Annotated in this window: 13 protein-coding genes; 4 read left to right on the forward strand and 9 right to left on the reverse strand. The window is 47.7% G+C overall.

Going from position 1 to position 14,010, the window contains the following annotated elements:
• The first annotated feature begins 274 nt into the window (after window positions 1–274).
• Both msrA and ACYVJM_RS08265 read left to right on the forward strand, forming a co-directional pair.
• Window positions 275–937 (forward strand): peptide-methionine (S)-S-oxide reductase MsrA, encoded by a 663-nt coding sequence (msrA, locus tag ACYVJM_RS08260; RefSeq protein WP_461147753.1) that lies wholly within the window; start codon window positions 275–277, stop codon window positions 935–937.
• A gap of 86 nt (window positions 938–1,023) precedes the next feature.
• Window positions 1,024–2,232: an MFS transporter gene (locus ACYVJM_RS08265; protein WP_461147754.1), complete on the forward strand. Its 1,209-nt coding sequence runs from the start codon at window positions 1,024–1,026 to the stop codon at window positions 2,230–2,232.
• Between the two features lie 46 nt (window positions 2,233–2,278).
• On the opposite strand, the gene ACYVJM_RS08270 is transcribed toward ACYVJM_RS08265, so the two are convergent.
• From ACYVJM_RS08270 to ACYVJM_RS08290, 5 genes are all read right to left on the reverse strand, one after another.
• Window positions 2,279–2,599 carry a DMT family transporter gene (locus ACYVJM_RS08270; RefSeq protein WP_461147755.1) on the reverse strand — a complete coding sequence of 107 codons (321 nt, stop codon included), beginning with the start codon at window positions 2,597–2,599 and terminating at the stop codon, window positions 2,279–2,281.
• A gap of 173 nt (window positions 2,600–2,772) precedes the next feature.
• Complete coding sequence (locus tag ACYVJM_RS08275) at window positions 2,773–4,248, reverse strand: T9SS type B sorting domain-containing protein (RefSeq protein ID WP_461147756.1); 1,476 nt, start codon at window positions 4,246–4,248, stop codon at window positions 2,773–2,775.
• A 477-nt stretch (window positions 4,249–4,725) separates the two neighbouring features.
• Window positions 4,726–5,496: a LytR/AlgR family response regulator transcription factor gene (locus ACYVJM_RS08280; RefSeq protein WP_461147757.1), complete on the reverse strand. Its 771-nt coding sequence runs from the start codon at window positions 5,494–5,496 to the stop codon at window positions 4,726–4,728.
• Between the two features lie 315 nt (window positions 5,497–5,811).
• Window positions 5,812–7,896 (reverse strand): sensor histidine kinase, encoded by a 2,085-nt coding sequence (locus ACYVJM_RS08285; RefSeq protein WP_461147758.1) that lies wholly within the window; start codon window positions 7,894–7,896, stop codon window positions 5,812–5,814.
• Between the two features lie 208 nt (window positions 7,897–8,104).
• On the reverse strand, window positions 8,105–9,100 hold the full coding sequence (locus ACYVJM_RS08290; RefSeq protein WP_461147759.1) for a phosphotransferase enzyme family protein: 996 nt from the start codon (window positions 9,098–9,100) through the stop codon (window positions 8,105–8,107).
• Between the two features lie 145 nt (window positions 9,101–9,245).
• Between ACYVJM_RS08290 and ACYVJM_RS08295 the strand changes: the two genes are divergently transcribed.
• Together ACYVJM_RS08295 and ACYVJM_RS08300 are read left to right on the forward strand one after the other, a co-directional pair.
• The gene (locus ACYVJM_RS08295) at window positions 9,246–9,617 is read left to right on the forward strand and encodes a BlaI/MecI/CopY family transcriptional regulator (protein ID WP_461147760.1); all 372 of its coding nucleotides are present in this window, start codon (window positions 9,246–9,248) and stop codon (window positions 9,615–9,617) included.
• The gene (locus ACYVJM_RS08300; protein ID WP_461147761.1) at window positions 9,614–10,969 is read left to right on the forward strand and encodes a M56 family metallopeptidase; all 1,356 of its coding nucleotides are present in this window, start codon (window positions 9,614–9,616) and stop codon (window positions 10,967–10,969) included. The genes ACYVJM_RS08295 and ACYVJM_RS08300 overlap by 4 nt, the downstream gene beginning before the upstream one ends.
• Here the strand turns inward: ACYVJM_RS08300 and ACYVJM_RS08305 are convergent.
• The 4 genes from ACYVJM_RS08305 to ACYVJM_RS08320 all read right to left on the reverse strand — a co-directional run bounded on the left by ACYVJM_RS08305 (window position 10,966) and on the right by ACYVJM_RS08320 (window position 13,998).
• Window positions 10,966–11,169 carry a hypothetical protein gene (locus ACYVJM_RS08305; RefSeq protein WP_461147762.1) on the reverse strand — a complete coding sequence of 68 codons (204 nt, stop codon included), beginning with the start codon at window positions 11,167–11,169 and terminating at the stop codon, window positions 10,966–10,968. The genes ACYVJM_RS08300 and ACYVJM_RS08305 overlap by 4 nt on opposite strands.
• 98 nt (window positions 11,170–11,267) lie before the next feature.
• Entirely contained in the window at window positions 11,268–12,320 is a 1,053-nt protein-coding gene (locus tag ACYVJM_RS08310; protein WP_461147763.1) for a sugar phosphate isomerase/epimerase family protein, read from the reverse strand.
• Window positions 12,321–12,402: 82 nt separating this feature from the next.
• Window positions 12,403–12,810, reverse strand: a complete 408-nt coding sequence (locus tag ACYVJM_RS08315; protein ID WP_461147764.1) for a four helix bundle protein — start codon at window positions 12,808–12,810, stop codon at window positions 12,403–12,405.
• 42 nt (window positions 12,811–12,852) lie between these two features.
• Window positions 12,853–13,998 carry a Gfo/Idh/MocA family protein gene (locus tag ACYVJM_RS08320; RefSeq protein ID WP_461147765.1) on the reverse strand — a complete coding sequence of 382 codons (1,146 nt, stop codon included), beginning with the start codon at window positions 13,996–13,998 and terminating at the stop codon, window positions 12,853–12,855.
• Between the last annotated feature and the right edge of the window lie 12 nt (window positions 13,999–14,010).

Genomic DNA, 14,010 nt, shown 5'->3' on the forward strand with positions numbered 1-14,010 from the left:
ACTTTGTGGGCCACGTGAACCTGAGTTCGAATCAGGCCTTGCAGGAGAAGCATCTGTTACTGCCCATTCCCAAGCAGGAGTTGCTGAACAACCCCAACCTGAAAACCCAGAACCCCGGCTATCCCGGCGTGTAATAACACATCACTGAAGCTTAAAAGCCGGTAAGGTCGTCCTGATCTCACCGGCTTTTTTTATGATGTATCTCCATGGCAAAAAGAAACCGGAACTCACTTTCAATCGTTTATATAGCAACTAATATACTTCACTAAACGACATGAAAGGAATTCACATACTGGTATTCAGTCTGCTGCTTCTGGCAGGTTGCGCCCAGGGTCAATCAAAAGATTATGCACCCGCCAAACTCCCAACACTGAAAGATGGCGAAGCGGTAGCAACCTTTGCAGGCGGCTGCTTTTGGGCCTTGGAAGAAGGTATGAACCAACTGAAAGGGGTTCGGGAAGTTATTTCCGGCTATGCCGGAGGAAACGTTAAAAATCCAACCTACGAGCAGGTAGGTACGGATGAAACCGGCCATGCTGAGTCGGTACAAGTCTATTACGATCCTAAAGTTATCAGCTATTCGCAACTGCTCGACGCCTTCTTTGCCGGACATGACCCCACGACGCTGAATCGGCAGGGACCCGATGTCGGTCGGGACTATCGCTCTGTCGCTTTTTACCGAACACCTGCTGAAAAAGCGGAGATCCTGGCGGCTATCAAACGTACCAACGAGTCGAAGCATTATGCCAATCCTGTAGTGACGGAAGTAACACCCCTCACTGCTTTCTATCCGGCAGAAAACTACCATCAAAATTATTTCGCTCTGCACCCCGATCAGCCCTACATTCAACGGGTTTCGCTGCCTAAAGTTGAGAAACTCCGGAAAGCGATGGCAGGTCACCTCAAGAATAATACATCGTTAACGATGAATAACTAATTAGTGGCCTTGTGTGATCATCAGAGCCTCCGTAACACATAGTAGATTATTGAAAATAGCCGGCCTAAACCGGCTATTTTTGTCGTATGAATACAACAGCCTCTCTCAATAAACCGAATCGAAATCTATTCATCCAAAACCTGCTGACCTTCTTCCTCAACCGGCAGGCGCTGGCTGTTGGGCTGGTCTTTGCTTCCGATAGTATTCTATTTGGCAGTTGGGTCGCGCATATCCCGTTTGTGAAAGCTAAACTCCATCTTTCCGATGCAGAGCTAGGCCTGACCCTGTTTGCCATGCCAATCGGTTTGCTGGTCATGAATCCGCTTACGGGTTGGATCATTGCCCGTCTGGGCGAAGCAAAAGCCTGTTTCTGGTCGGCGGTAGGGTTAACGTTAGCCGTTTGCATTCCGCTCAACGCCCCTAATCCAATTGTACTTTGCCTCGGTTTATTCCTGATGGGGTTGAATGCCGCCCTTATCAACGTAGCCATGAATACTACCGCGACCAATCTGGAACGGGCACGGGGTATCGTCATTATGTCGTCGTGCCACGGTATGTGGAGTCTGGGCGGACTGTTGGGGTCCGGCATTGCGGGAGCTGTTATTGCCCTGCATGTTTCGCCACCGGTGCACATTGCCGTTATGGCAGGCATCATTCTACTCATGACGTTTATCCTGCAACCGATCCTGGCAAAAATACCATCGAGCAGCCGTACCAAAACGGGAGAGAAAGCCGGGTCGTCATTCGTCCGACCAAACCTGGACTTATTGCTGATGATTCTGATCGGCTTGTCGCTGGCAATGGGCGAAGGTGCCGCGTTCGACTGGAGTGCCGTATATCTGCGTGAAACGTTGGGGGCCAGCAGTCAGATTGCCGCGCTGGGCTTCGGTGCCTTCTCGCTTACCATGACGAGTTTCCGTTTCCTTGGCGATGCCATTATTCCTAAAATAGGAGCCAAACGCTGGCTACAGATTGGGGGGATCATTGGGGCAGCGGGGCTTTTGTTTGCCATTGCGCTCCCCCTGCCGGCAACGGCGTTGATTGGCTTTGGCGTGTTGGGAGCAGGCTGCTCTTTGGGCGCACCGGTACTGTATGCGGCCTCAATGCGGGTTGAGGGTATACCACCAGCGGCCGGTCTGGCTACGTTTGCCACCTTCAGCTTTATTGGTTTTCTGGCGGGTCCACCTATCATCGGATTTGTTGCCGAAGCCTTTGGACTGGTGTATGGATTAGGGTTTGTAGCCATTATGCTGCTTATTTCGGCCGGTCTGGCCAAACTGGTGAAACTGTTTTAACAAGCTATAGAAACTTAATTACCCCGAGCAGCTTCATTGTCAGCCTCTAATTGGCTGATACCGCTTTTAATCCGATTACAGAACCAATCAAGAGCGTAATGAAGAAAAGGCGCCAGAAATCATTGGGTTCACGAAAGAATAGCATACCCATAATGACTGTCCCAGCAGCTCCAATACCAGTCCAGACGGCATACGCCGTACCCAGTGCGATGCTCTGCGCGGCTTTGTTTAGACAATAAAAACTGGCTATAGCACAGATCAAAAAACCAGTTGCCCAGCCAAGGTGCCGAAAGTTATTTGACAATTTAAGACAGGTGGTAAAGCCAACTTCAAACAAACCAGCCAGAATAAGTATAAACCAAGCCATAATGAATTACTAAATAGTCTTTCAGTTATAACTGTATTCTGCTGTAAACGTCTTCTTGTCTGCCCAAAACGGGCTCATTGCTCGCGAAGTATGGTTGAATAAGCGGTGTCTGGCCGTCTCGACAATAAGGCCATCCTGTCTGAGCAGGTTAACACAGTCCCGGAGTTTATACTTCAGCGAATCAAACTAAGTGTCCCTTGTTGTTGGCCGGGTTTTACTTTTCCCCGTTGATTGAGTTTATACTGAATACTCCAGGCGTAAACTCCGGTTTCACAAGCTTCACCCCGATAGTTTCCGTTCCACTGAAACGGTTCTGTAGCGGTTTGAAAAACAACTTCGCCCCAGCGGTTGAAAACAGCCAGTGATGTAATGGTTATATCCCCACAACCAAAAGCCAGGAATTGATCATTCAGACCGTCCCCATTCGGCGTGAAGCTGTTTGGCGCATAAAGAATACAATCGCAGGCTTCGTAATCAATCTGGACGGAATCCAGTGTTACTGCACAATCATTTTGAACACGGGCCCTGTACACTCCGGAACTACTTACCGTTCGTTCGATACCCGGCACCTGATCCAGCCAGGAAAACTTCCCTTCGGCCACGCTAGGTTTTATGGTGAAAAGCTGCGCCCCACACAGGGACTGATCCGGCCCTAAATCCAGTTGAGGAGGCCGAATATACCGTACATAAATACTATCGGCTGCCACACAGCCCGCCTGTGTCACCTGAATGCTGTATCGTCCTTCCGCCCGAACGGTAAGCTCATTTTGCCGGGAGCCATCCTGCCAGCGATACGTTGCCCCAGTTGCTGTCGGAACCTTGAGGGCCAACGTCTGTCCGTTACAGATGGTCGTATCCGTTCCCAGGTCGAAGTCGAGCGCGTAGTTAATCGTAATACTGTCGCGGAGGGTTTTACAATCCGTTACAGCGGTCACCGAGTATTTACCCGGCCGAGTGACCAGCAAAGTAGGCTTTGTACTGCCGTCGCTCCAGCGGTAGTAAGAAGTACCCGGCGTAGTGGCATCGAGCAGCAGGGTACTTGCCCGACCACACAGGGTGGAATCGTTGCCCAGTTCAAGTTTGGTGGGAACCAGTGAAATATCGTCGACAAACAGATAATAAAACCCGAGAAATGGGGGCGTTTTGGTAAAGCTTCCGATCGTCACATACTGCTCGCCACCTTTTGCGGTCAAAAAACCGGCTATACGCTGCCATTGCAGACTGCCAACACTGGTTTTGGGCGTACTATCCAGAATTTGAGGCTTAACAGTCAGCCGATCCGTTGATGCCGGGTTGGTAACAGGGTCATCAGAAAAATAAGCACCAAGCGTTTCCGTCAGGTATTTATTAGGCATATCTGTAGCTACGTACATCTCAAAATAGTAGCACTCATTGGCATTGAGTGGCTTCGTGAGCCGAACTCCGAAGTATTCTGCCCACCCTTGATCAAAAAACAAACGCCCTATTCCCTGACCGGAATGGGGCGGCAATAACATTTGGCCGCTCTGGAAACAGGTATGGTAAAAGTCGGGAGTAGCCCGGTTTGGGTTGTACCAGGGCGTGGCTTCATTAAGCAGATTATCCTGTCGAGGGCAATTACGGTAGGTTTCAAAGCCCCCATTGGGAATAAGATTCTGTGCCGTTGCCATTCCGGACAGAAACACGGCAAGCCAAATCAACAGGCAACTGTATCCTCTACACAGCTTTTCCAATTGTTACATTGAATAAATTCAGTTACAATAACTGACACATAACGAGCGTCTAATTTACAATTTTTTATTGTCTCAGTCCAGTCTGGCAGACTATTACCTGATGACTATCAATATCATAAAAAAAACCCTCGACTTTTCTGAGTTAGAATAGCCGAGGGTAATGATTGGTAAATAGGAAAGCCTATAATAGGCTCTTTAGTTAATATCGAACCAGGTAAAACCCAGTTCAACGAGAGAAAGGTATCTTAATGACGCTATAAAGATACAAGATTTCCTCTTTTTAACTAAACCCATGTTGTAAGTAGCCAAAAATGGTATGTGAGCAACTATATTAAGCATGTAAATAAGCTTGCTTATTTTTAGTTATGGCCCTTGTAGTTACCCGGACATACCTCCTTACAATCAGTTCATTTATCAATAGTGATTGAATCTCTGTAAGAAATCTTCCTTATAACTTCTGCTCAATGGCAGCAGTTGAGCACCAATGCTCAATTCTGTATCATTAAAGGAATCTACTTTGTGGATATTAACCGCGTAGGATCGGTGGATACGCACCAGAGACGGTAGATTCATTCGTTCCAGAATTCCGCTCAATGTCAAACGAATTACGTACTTCCGATTACTCGTAACCAGTGTTGTATAGACATTATCGGCTTCCAGATACAGTAAGTCGTCTACGTTGATTTTAACAAACTGGTAGTTCTGCTTTACAAATAAATGGTCATTTATCTGCAGAATTGTTTCCCGGTCGCGCATACCTTTTTCGAGCGGAGTTACGGCCGCAGAAACGGGCTTACTACGCTGATTAAAGTTATGAATGGCCAATTCAATAGCCGTTCGCAGGCTTGCCAGTTGATAAGGTTTATTCACATAGGCCGCCGGATAGGTCTGCTTAGCTCTCTCCAGGGTTTCGCGGTCGGTGAGGGCAGTCAGGTAAATGACCGGAATGGGGCGTTCGGCAGTCAACCGCCGAACCGTTTCAATTCCATCCCAATCGCCCTTTATGGTAATGTCACAGAGGAGCAAATCAACTCGCTGTCGCTGGTATAAGTCAAGTGCTTTACGGCCATTATTCGCAATACCCACTATGAAATAGCCGTCTGCTTCCAGACTGTCACTCAACTCCATAGCTAGAATACCTTCATCTTCAACCAGTAGAATATGTATGCGCTCGTCACTAATCATTAAAGGTGGCGTTTTACAACTTTCTAAAATTTGGAGTGGATGTGAGCATTCGTCCCTTAATATAAAAAAAATCGCTGAATCCTTGTCTGTTAACCCGTTATAAATCAAATATACAAGTCCGCTCACACCTCAAATAGCGTTTCGATAGATTCAAACCCAGTCATCAGCATTCAGCTATTCTCAGCATAGAACAGCAATTCAATAACACATATTTTCATTTGTTGTTAGAATGAGGCTACTCCTTTTTGTCAGCAACGACAAAAAGGAGTAGTAAATAGCGTTTTCCGAGCCTCCCTTTGCGTTAAACAATTCTTGTCAGGCTGCCAGTCGGGTCTGCGGTATGTGCAGTCGAAATAAAGTTCCGTTCTGGGTTAACAGCTCAAAGTTACCTTCCAGTTGTTCGGTGAGCGAGGTAACCAGGCGCCGACCAAATGATTTTCGGCTGGCCGATTTTTGCCAGTCATCCGCTTTTATGCCCGGGCCATTGTCTTGTACCTCCAGGGTAATACCTGGTTGTAAAGAGCCATCGGCATAATCGAGTTTGATCCGTAACAAAGGACGGTCCTGATGAATAAATGCATATTTAAACGAGTTTGTAATCAACTCGTTGACGATCAACCCCAAAGGCATTGCTACATCGACGTCCAGTTCCTCTAACACAACGTCTACCTGCAGGTCGAAGTTGGACGATTCATACCCATACGCCTGCATCAGACTTTCGGCCAGATCGGTCAGATACTCCCGTATATTCACAATGGTTACCCGATCTGACTGGTATAGTCGCTGGTGTATCAACGACATAGCCTGCACACGCTGCTGTCCTTTTCGCAGCGCCTGAACGGCTTTTTCATCCGTTAGTCCATTGGCCTGTAGGGTAAGCAGGCTCGACACGATAGCTAAGTTATTTTTCACCCGGTGGTGTAATTCTTTCATCAGTGTACGCAGCTGATCAGACTGGCTGATGAGCTGGCGACTATTATTGGTAATGATTTCGTTCTGGGCAGACAGGCGTAGGTTAGCCCGGCGAAGTGCCCAGTATTGACCAATCGAAATGCTAAGCAACAGCACCAATAAACCGAGTCCGCCCGCCATATAGTGCATCTGTCGGGTAGCCTGATGGTTTTGCTCATCCAGTGTCGCAATTTGATTTATTCGCCTTTGTGTCTCATATTTTGCCTGAACTTCGGCAACGGCCCGTGTTTTATCAACCTCAGCAGCCGCCTGAATCTGGGCCACTCTACGGCTTTCTTCTGCTTGAATGGCCGCTATTTCTTTCGCCTTGACCGATTCGATCCGGGCAATTTCCCGGGCTTTGGCCAGCGCCAGATTAGCCTGAATGGTGGCTAGCTCATTTGCTTTTTGCACCGCAAACTGCCCTTCCAAACGTGCTACCGTACGAGTCTTGTCGATATTCATCAGCGAATCTTCGATTCGTTTATGCTGTACGGCATAGTGGTAGGCCTTATCATATTTACCCGTGCTGGCATACATCTGCGACATCATCTTGTACACAGACCGGGTTAGCGGAGCATCTTTACTCTGCTCGACCAGCTTTATTGCTCTTTCACCATAAAACTCAGCTTTATCAAATTTTTTCAATGCCTGGTAAGCAGTCGATAAATTACGATAATTATGCACCAGGCTGGTTGTTCTGTTCAGCTCCAGATTAATGGCCAGCGCCTTGTTAAGATACCCGATAGCCTCTTCGTAGCGGCCCAGCACCGAGGAGTTTTTGCCCAGATTATTAAAAATGACCCGGTAAGCCTCCGGCTTGGAATGGATGGCATCGTTGATGGCTATTGCTTTCAGGAAACACTCCCGCCCCCGTTCGAACTCGTTTAGGTCTTCGTAGATAATACCGAGGTTTATGTAGTTATCGGCCAAATTACGAGTAGCCTTAATGCTTTGATTGATGCTAATGGCTTGCTGAATATAGAATATACCTTTTTCGAGATGGGTCCGCACGCGCTGATTTTCGCCCATGGTCTTATAAAGCAGCCCCATCGTGTGATAGACCCGGGCAACTGAACCAGGCTTATGACTTCGGGTAAAATAGTTTATAGCCGACTGCGCATTTACTAAAGACTCGTCGAACAGGCCCTGGTGCAGACGAATAGTAGCCGTAAGCAAATGATAATCGCCTAAACCAACGATACTGTTGGTGCGCTTACAGAGCGCTAGCATAGGTTTTAGGTAATAATTAGCCGAATCGAGTTGACTTTGTTTGAAAAATGCGTTTGCAATATCATAATACGTATTCGCCTGGGTGGTGTCGGGCAGTTTGTGATGCAACGTTATTTTCAAACTATCAATTAATTGACGCTGCGCCTGTGCAGAACGAGGTGTAGCGATCTCCAGAATAACAAGAAGACCACACAAAGCCAAAAAATGACTTTTCATGCTTATTGAGCGTACCATTTTGAACAAAGAGATGTATTTTCGATAGCTTGGCTAATAAAAGGAAAGATACAATAAAATTTAAGTTCAGTATAAGATTGCTATCGTTTACGTTTAGAAAGGATACTTATACGTTCCATTTAAGCATCACACGAACTTGCAGAAAAGGTTGCCTTCTCCTTCCCGATTGTCACTTGCTCACCACCCTTTCTTAACTGTTTGTGTTTAATTTATTGAAATCGGCCCACCGCTTAATCCGTAAGTTGATGAAGCGCGTTAGATACAACTCATTCAGGAATGTATTCGACCAGTCGTCGAAACGCTGCGTCTGAATACCTATGTAAAAAAAATAGACGCTCAGCCCAAGCATAGGCAGGAGCCGTTTCTCTTCGTCAGTTAATGCAGTAATCGACTCATACCCGGCCATGAAGCTATCTTTCTTTCGGTGAAATTCATTTACGTCCCCTTCTGTACTGTGAATTTGCAGAATGTAGTAAGCAATGTCGAGACAAAGCATTCCATTTCCGCAGAAGTCAAAATCGAACAGGGTAATCCGGTCGTCTTTGTCAATATTCAGGTTGTCGAACCAGATGTCCAGATGCACCGTCCCCAATCTGGTTTGCGTGGTGTCTATACCCTCGAACGCTGACATCAGATACTGCTGCGTTTCCAGCATAAATTTCATTTCGTCCGTTTCGACTGATAGAAAGTCTGGCAGTTGGGTAAGTGAATCGACCAACAGTCGCTCCGGCGTATACGTTACCCGATTTAAGGCCATGTTGCAGGTAAGCTGATGAAAGCGGGCCATGATCTGCCCAATTTCATAATGCAGATCAGGCGAAAAGGTAAGTAGCTTCTGCCCTTCGGCAAAAGAGAACAGAACACCAAATCGAGTGCCTTCCGGTGCCTCCAATTCCTGAATATACTGTCCATGCACATCGGGCAATGGATATGATACAGGCACACCACTCCGGTTCAATAAAATCAGCAATCTAAGCTCTTCGTGAATCTCGACTTCAGTGCGCCAGTTCAGACTGTAAAGCCTGAAAATGGCTTTCGTCGAGCCGTCAGTTACCAGATAGGAATGATTAACGCCCGCTTTCAGCAATTTGCAGGTTGTAGCTGGCAGTAGACCGTAAGCTTTTTGTAGAAACCGGGCCAGATGGGTTTTGGATAGAATAGAGGAAGTGACCGGAAAAGTAGGCATAGAAGCAGGATAAGGTTGTCCAAAAGTAGCATAGAGCTGTACAGTATCTCTGAAGATAATCACTGCCTATCAAAAAAAATGATCAAGTACTTGACAATGGCTTTTCTTATTCTACATTTGTAGAGCAAACTCTATAATTATAGAAATGAAACTGTCTGCTGCCGAAGAAATCCTGATGCAACACCTGTGGAAACGGGAGAAAGCCTTTATGAAAGACTTGCTTGATGCTTACGACGATCCTAAGCCAGCCGTCACAACGGTGGCCACCTTGCTCAAACGGGTTATTGATAAAGGATTTGTCAGTTATCGGGAGTACGGAAATTCAAGAGAGTATTATCCGCTGATTGACCGGAACGATTATTTCTCTACCCATGTCAACGGGCTCATCAAGAATTTTTTCAACAATTCGGCCGCCCAATTTGCATCGTTTTTTACCACCGAAACACACTTGTCAGCATCTGAACTGGAAGCGCTTAAAGACATTATTGATCAGGAAATTCAAAAGCGGAAATCATGATAGCTTATGTTCTTAAATCCGGCCTATGCCTGTTTATCCTGTTTGGCATTTACAAGCTATTGCTGGAAGGCGAAAAACTACATCGGTTCAACCGGTTCTACTTATTGTTCAGCCTCATCATTTCGTTGGTCATCCCCCTACTGACAATCAATGTTCAATCTGAACTGGTTTCTGTTTTAGAACCTCATCCCAGTTACCGGCCCGAGCACTATCTGACCAGTCTGACTGAACCAAACTATGCATCGACCCAACCAGCACACGGCTTTTCTGCCATTGCCTGGCTTGTTTACTGGCTTACTACCTCAACCCTGCTCATTCGATTTAGCCGACACCTTTCCGCCTTAGTTCAGCTCATCAGACAGCACCGGAAGGTTCGATACCAGGACGCTACCCTTGTCCTTTTGCCCGAAAATAGCCTGCCTCATACGTTTTTGCATTACCTGTTTGTCGGCAAATCAGCCTATGAGTCGCAGGCCATCGAGCCGGAAATGTTCACGCACGAACTGGCACACATCCGGCAGCGGCACACCTACGATATTCTTTTCATTGAGCTGCTTGCCTGCTTCTATTGGTTCAACCCCTTACTTCTGCTGATCAAACGCGCCATCCGGCTCAATCACGAATTCCTGGCCGACTCGGCGGTACTCCACCACCATAAGCATGTCGTAGAATACCAGCGTTTATTGCTACGTAAGTTAACCTTAACCACACCCGCTTCTTTAACCAGCCAATTAACGTTTTACGCAACTAAACAACGATTTCTTATGATGACCAAACACACATCCAGAACCCGGGCTTTGATTGTCGGTACGCTGTCATTGAGCCTGACTATGCTGGTTGGAGCCACGTTTAGCACCAAATTGGTTGCTCAAGTGCCCACAGCCACCCCACAAAAGATACAGACTAAATCTGCACCACAGCCTCTCCCGGTGGGGTCAGGCGAATTTCAAGAGCTGTACAAAGACAAGCTGGTTGTGACTGCATTTAGAGGTCGACAGAAGTTTGCTAATCTGTCTGAAGAAGAGAAGAAGAATGTTATTTTAATTGCGCCCATGCCGCCAAAGACACCGACCGACGCTCAATTTTCGGATTGGAAAAACCCTAAGCTATTTGGCATCTGGATCGACGATAAGCGGGTAAAAAATGAAGTACTCGATAAATATAAGCCTAGTGATATTGCTTCGTTTTCGGGCAGCTTTGTCCATAAGAATGCCCGTCAGCCCGAAGGTTATCTATACCAGATTGATCTGATGACTCATTTGGCCTACGAACGCTATCTGAAAGAGCAAAAAGAAAACCCGTTTTTAGTGGTGGAGCAGCGATTTCCCAAACGACAGAAGGCCAATAACTAATTGGACGGGTTAAATCGGGCCGCATCGATAATGGACCATAGGTGAATGATCCACCCCATCAGGATGAACCAAAGGGCACCCGCCAGCACAAATTGCAGAATAGCCATGAGTAGTCGCCCTTGCAACAGCTGACCTAACCCCGGAATAAAAAAGCTACAAAGAGCAGCAAGCACATTGCCACCCGAACCCTGACCTGCCATCGTGTTGATTATTTTTTGGTAAATGTAGTAAGTCTACCAACAAAAAAAAGTGTCGGGTCCTCAGACCCGACACCACAAAATACACGAATACACAGCCTTTACAACCCCAACACTTTCTTGTTGAAGGCATCATCCGCACCGGTGCCGGCGAAGTCGTCGAAAGCGCGTTCGGTCACGCGGATGATGTGATCCGAAATGAACGGAGCGCCCTCGGCTGCTCCCTGTTCGGGGTGTTTGATGGCGCACTCCCACTCCAGTACTGCCCACCGGTCGTAATCGTACTGGGCCAGTTTAGAGAAGATACCCGCAAAGTCAACCTGCCCATCGCCTAGTGAACGGAACCGGCCGGCCCGCTCTACCCAGCCCTGATACCCGCCATACACGCCCTGCTTACCCGTTGGGTTGAACTCGGCATCTTTCACGTGGTACGCATAAATACGGTCGTGGTAGAAATCGATGAACTGGAGGTAATCCAGTTGTTGCAGCACGAAATGACTTGGGTCGTAGTTGATACCGGCACGGGGGTGGTTGCCCACTTTCTCCAGGAACATCTCGAAGGTAATGCCATCGTGCAGGTCTTCGCCGGGGTGCAGTTCATAGGCCAGATCAACACCGGCTTCGTCGTAGGCATTCAGGATTGGCAACCAGCGGTCGGCGAGTTCTTTGAAACCCGTCTCGACCAGACCCGCCGGACGCTGAGGCCAGGGGTACACAAATGGCCATAACAGCGCGCCCGAAAAAGTAGGGCTGGCAACAAGGCCCAGATTCTTGCTGGCTTTGGCCGTCATCAGCAACTGATCGACGGCCCAGGCCTGTTGTTCTTTGGGTTTGCCCGCCAGTTCGGCCGGACCGAAGCCATCAAACATGGGACCATAGGCCGGGTGTACGGCGACCAACTGCCCTTGCAGGTGGGTGGCGAGTTCTGTGATCTCAACGCCAATATCCTTCAGCTTGCCTTTCAGCTCATCGCAGTAGGTAAGGCTTTCCGAAGCCTGCTTCAGGTCGATCAGACGTGGGTCCCAGGTTGGAATCTGAATACCTTTGTAGCCCAGATCGGCCATGTATTTGGCAATAGACTCTAAACTATTGAAGGGTGCTGCGTCCCCTAGAAACTGGGCTAAAAATATGCCCGGACCTTTCATTGTTTTCATATCATTAATGAGCGAAAGAGTGAAAGAGTGTAAGAGCGAAACCACGGCGGATTAGCACTCATTCGCTCTTTCACTCTTCATTTCAGTCGCTCGCTGTTTTTCGTGATTTGGCCAAAATTTTTACTATCTGATACCTTTCATCCATTAAATCCTGTAATCGATGCTCTGGTACGAATTCGGTGAATACAAGGGTTTTAAGCCAGAAAAGCGATTCAGCTAATTCTTCAAATGAGATACTTAACTTAGCAAAATATTCTTTCTGGCTTCGACCCCGGCGAAAGGCTCTAAAATTGGCTGCAGCCGATGAAGAAGAGCGAATGAGTTGATGACCAAAATGTTGTGCATAATCTTTTAGCAGAGTACGACATACTTTGATACATCGAAGCATAAACACTTTAAGTCGTTTTTCAAGATCATCCAGGAATTGACCTTTCGAATGTGTCGAATAATCTACCCAAGCTTCATTCGCTAAGTCTTCTTCGTGCTCCATCTCGATTAAACTGCTCATGTCCCATGATTCGATCATTCACCATTAAATCTCCACCCAAGCCTGTTTCCGGTTAGATTCCAGGATTTTTTCGCAGATGAGCAACTCGCGATAGCCATCAGCGAAGGTTGGGTAGGTTGGATTCTCGGGTTGTTTTCCAGCGGCAATAGCGTCGTACACCTCTTTAAACAACTGCTTCGACGTATCGGGGAAACCTTCGTTATGGCCGCCGGGGAAACTGATCACCGAGCGCGCTTCGGGGTGAACCAGCGAGGGATCGCGCATGAACGATTCGTTGGCACCGTCGCGGTTACCGATCCACATTTCGTTGGGGGCTTCCGAATTCCAGGCAAATGTTTTCTTCGAACCGGCAATTTCCAGTTTCATCTGGTTTTTACGCCCGGCCGACACCTGCGATACCGTGATGACACCCCGGTTTCCATTATCGAACCGCAGCAATACGTTAGCGTGATCTTCGGTATTGATGGGGACGTCGGCGTAATCTTCGGGTTGCAGCATTTTCCCCGAATAGGTCTCAACGGGCTTTAGCGGTTTTTTCCGCACTTTATGCACCGTATTGAAATCGGCCATAACAGCTACCGTTTTCAGGCCCGTAATGTATTCGAGGCTGTCCATCAGGTGAGAGCCAATATCGGCAATGGCACGGGAATCGCCCGATTTATCGGGTTCCAGACGCCAGTTATAATCCGTATCGTAGAAAAGCCAATCCTGCAAATAGGAACCAATAACGGAATACACATCGCCCAGGGCATCCTGCTCACGCATCACCTTCATCTGGCGAACCAGCGGGTAATATCGCAGGTTGAAATGCACAGCATTGACCAGACCGGTTTGCTCGGCCAGTTCAACGAGTTCTTTGGCTTCGTGCAAATCTTTAGCCAGCGGTTTTTCGCACACAACGTGCTTTCCGGCCAGCAATGCCGCCTTCGACTGTGCGTAATGGAGGAAGTTGGGTGTACAGATGTGTACAACCTTAATATCGTCCATCGCCAGCAGTTCGTCGAACGTGCAGGACCGCTCGATACCGAGCTGATCGGCCTTCTGGCGGGCCAGTTCCGGCGTTACTTCGCACAGTGCGAGGACGTTTGTATTTGGAAGGCGACGCAGAGCTTCGATATGCGCAGGCCCGATGAATCCAGTGCCCACGACACCGATGTTAATCTTTTGCATGATTAGGGGTTA

This window comes from Spirosoma pulveris, from assembly GCF_054781875.1.

What these genes read in the sequence shown, in the direction of transcription:
- ACYVJM_RS08285 (WP_461147758.1), bottom strand. Translation starts at nt 7,896, where the DNA reads ATGAAAAGTCATTTTTTGGCTTTGTGTGGTCTTCTTGTTATTCTGGAG.
- ACYVJM_RS08265 (WP_461147754.1), top strand. Translation starts at nt 1,024, where the DNA reads ATGAATACAACAGCCTCTCTCAATAAACCGAATCGAAATCTATTCATC.
- ACYVJM_RS08275 (WP_461147756.1), bottom strand. Translation starts at nt 4,248, where the DNA reads ATGGCAACGGCACAGAATCTTATTCCCAATGGGGGCTTTGAAACCTAC.
- ACYVJM_RS08300 (WP_461147761.1), top strand. Translation starts at nt 9,614, where the DNA reads ATGATAGCTTATGTTCTTAAATCCGGCCTATGCCTGTTTATCCTGTTT.
- ACYVJM_RS08305 (WP_461147762.1), bottom strand. Translation starts at nt 11,169, where the DNA reads ATGGCAGGTCAGGGTTCGGGTGGCAATGTGCTTGCTGCTCTTTGTAGC.
- ACYVJM_RS08290 (WP_461147759.1), bottom strand. Translation starts at nt 9,100, where the DNA reads ATGCCTACTTTTCCGGTCACTTCCTCTATTCTATCCAAAACCCATCTG.
- msrA (WP_461147753.1), top strand. Translation starts at nt 275, where the DNA reads ATGAAAGGAATTCACATACTGGTATTCAGTCTGCTGCTTCTGGCAGGT.
- ACYVJM_RS08295 (WP_461147760.1), top strand. Translation starts at nt 9,246, where the DNA reads ATGAAACTGTCTGCTGCCGAAGAAATCCTGATGCAACACCTGTGGAAA.
- ACYVJM_RS08315 (WP_461147764.1), bottom strand. Translation starts at nt 12,810, where the DNA reads ATGGAGCACGAAGAAGACTTAGCGAATGAAGCTTGGGTAGATTATTCG.
- ACYVJM_RS08310 (WP_461147763.1), bottom strand. Translation starts at nt 12,320, where the DNA reads ATGAAAACAATGAAAGGTCCGGGCATATTTTTAGCCCAGTTTCTAGGG.
- ACYVJM_RS08280 (WP_461147757.1), bottom strand. Translation starts at nt 5,496, where the DNA reads ATGATTAGTGACGAGCGCATACATATTCTACTGGTTGAAGATGAAGGT.
- ACYVJM_RS08320 (WP_461147765.1), bottom strand. Translation starts at nt 13,998, where the DNA reads ATGCAAAAGATTAACATCGGTGTCGTGGGCACTGGATTCATCGGGCCT.
- ACYVJM_RS08270 (WP_461147755.1), bottom strand. Translation starts at nt 2,599, where the DNA reads ATGGCTTGGTTTATACTTATTCTGGCTGGTTTGTTTGAAGTTGGCTTT.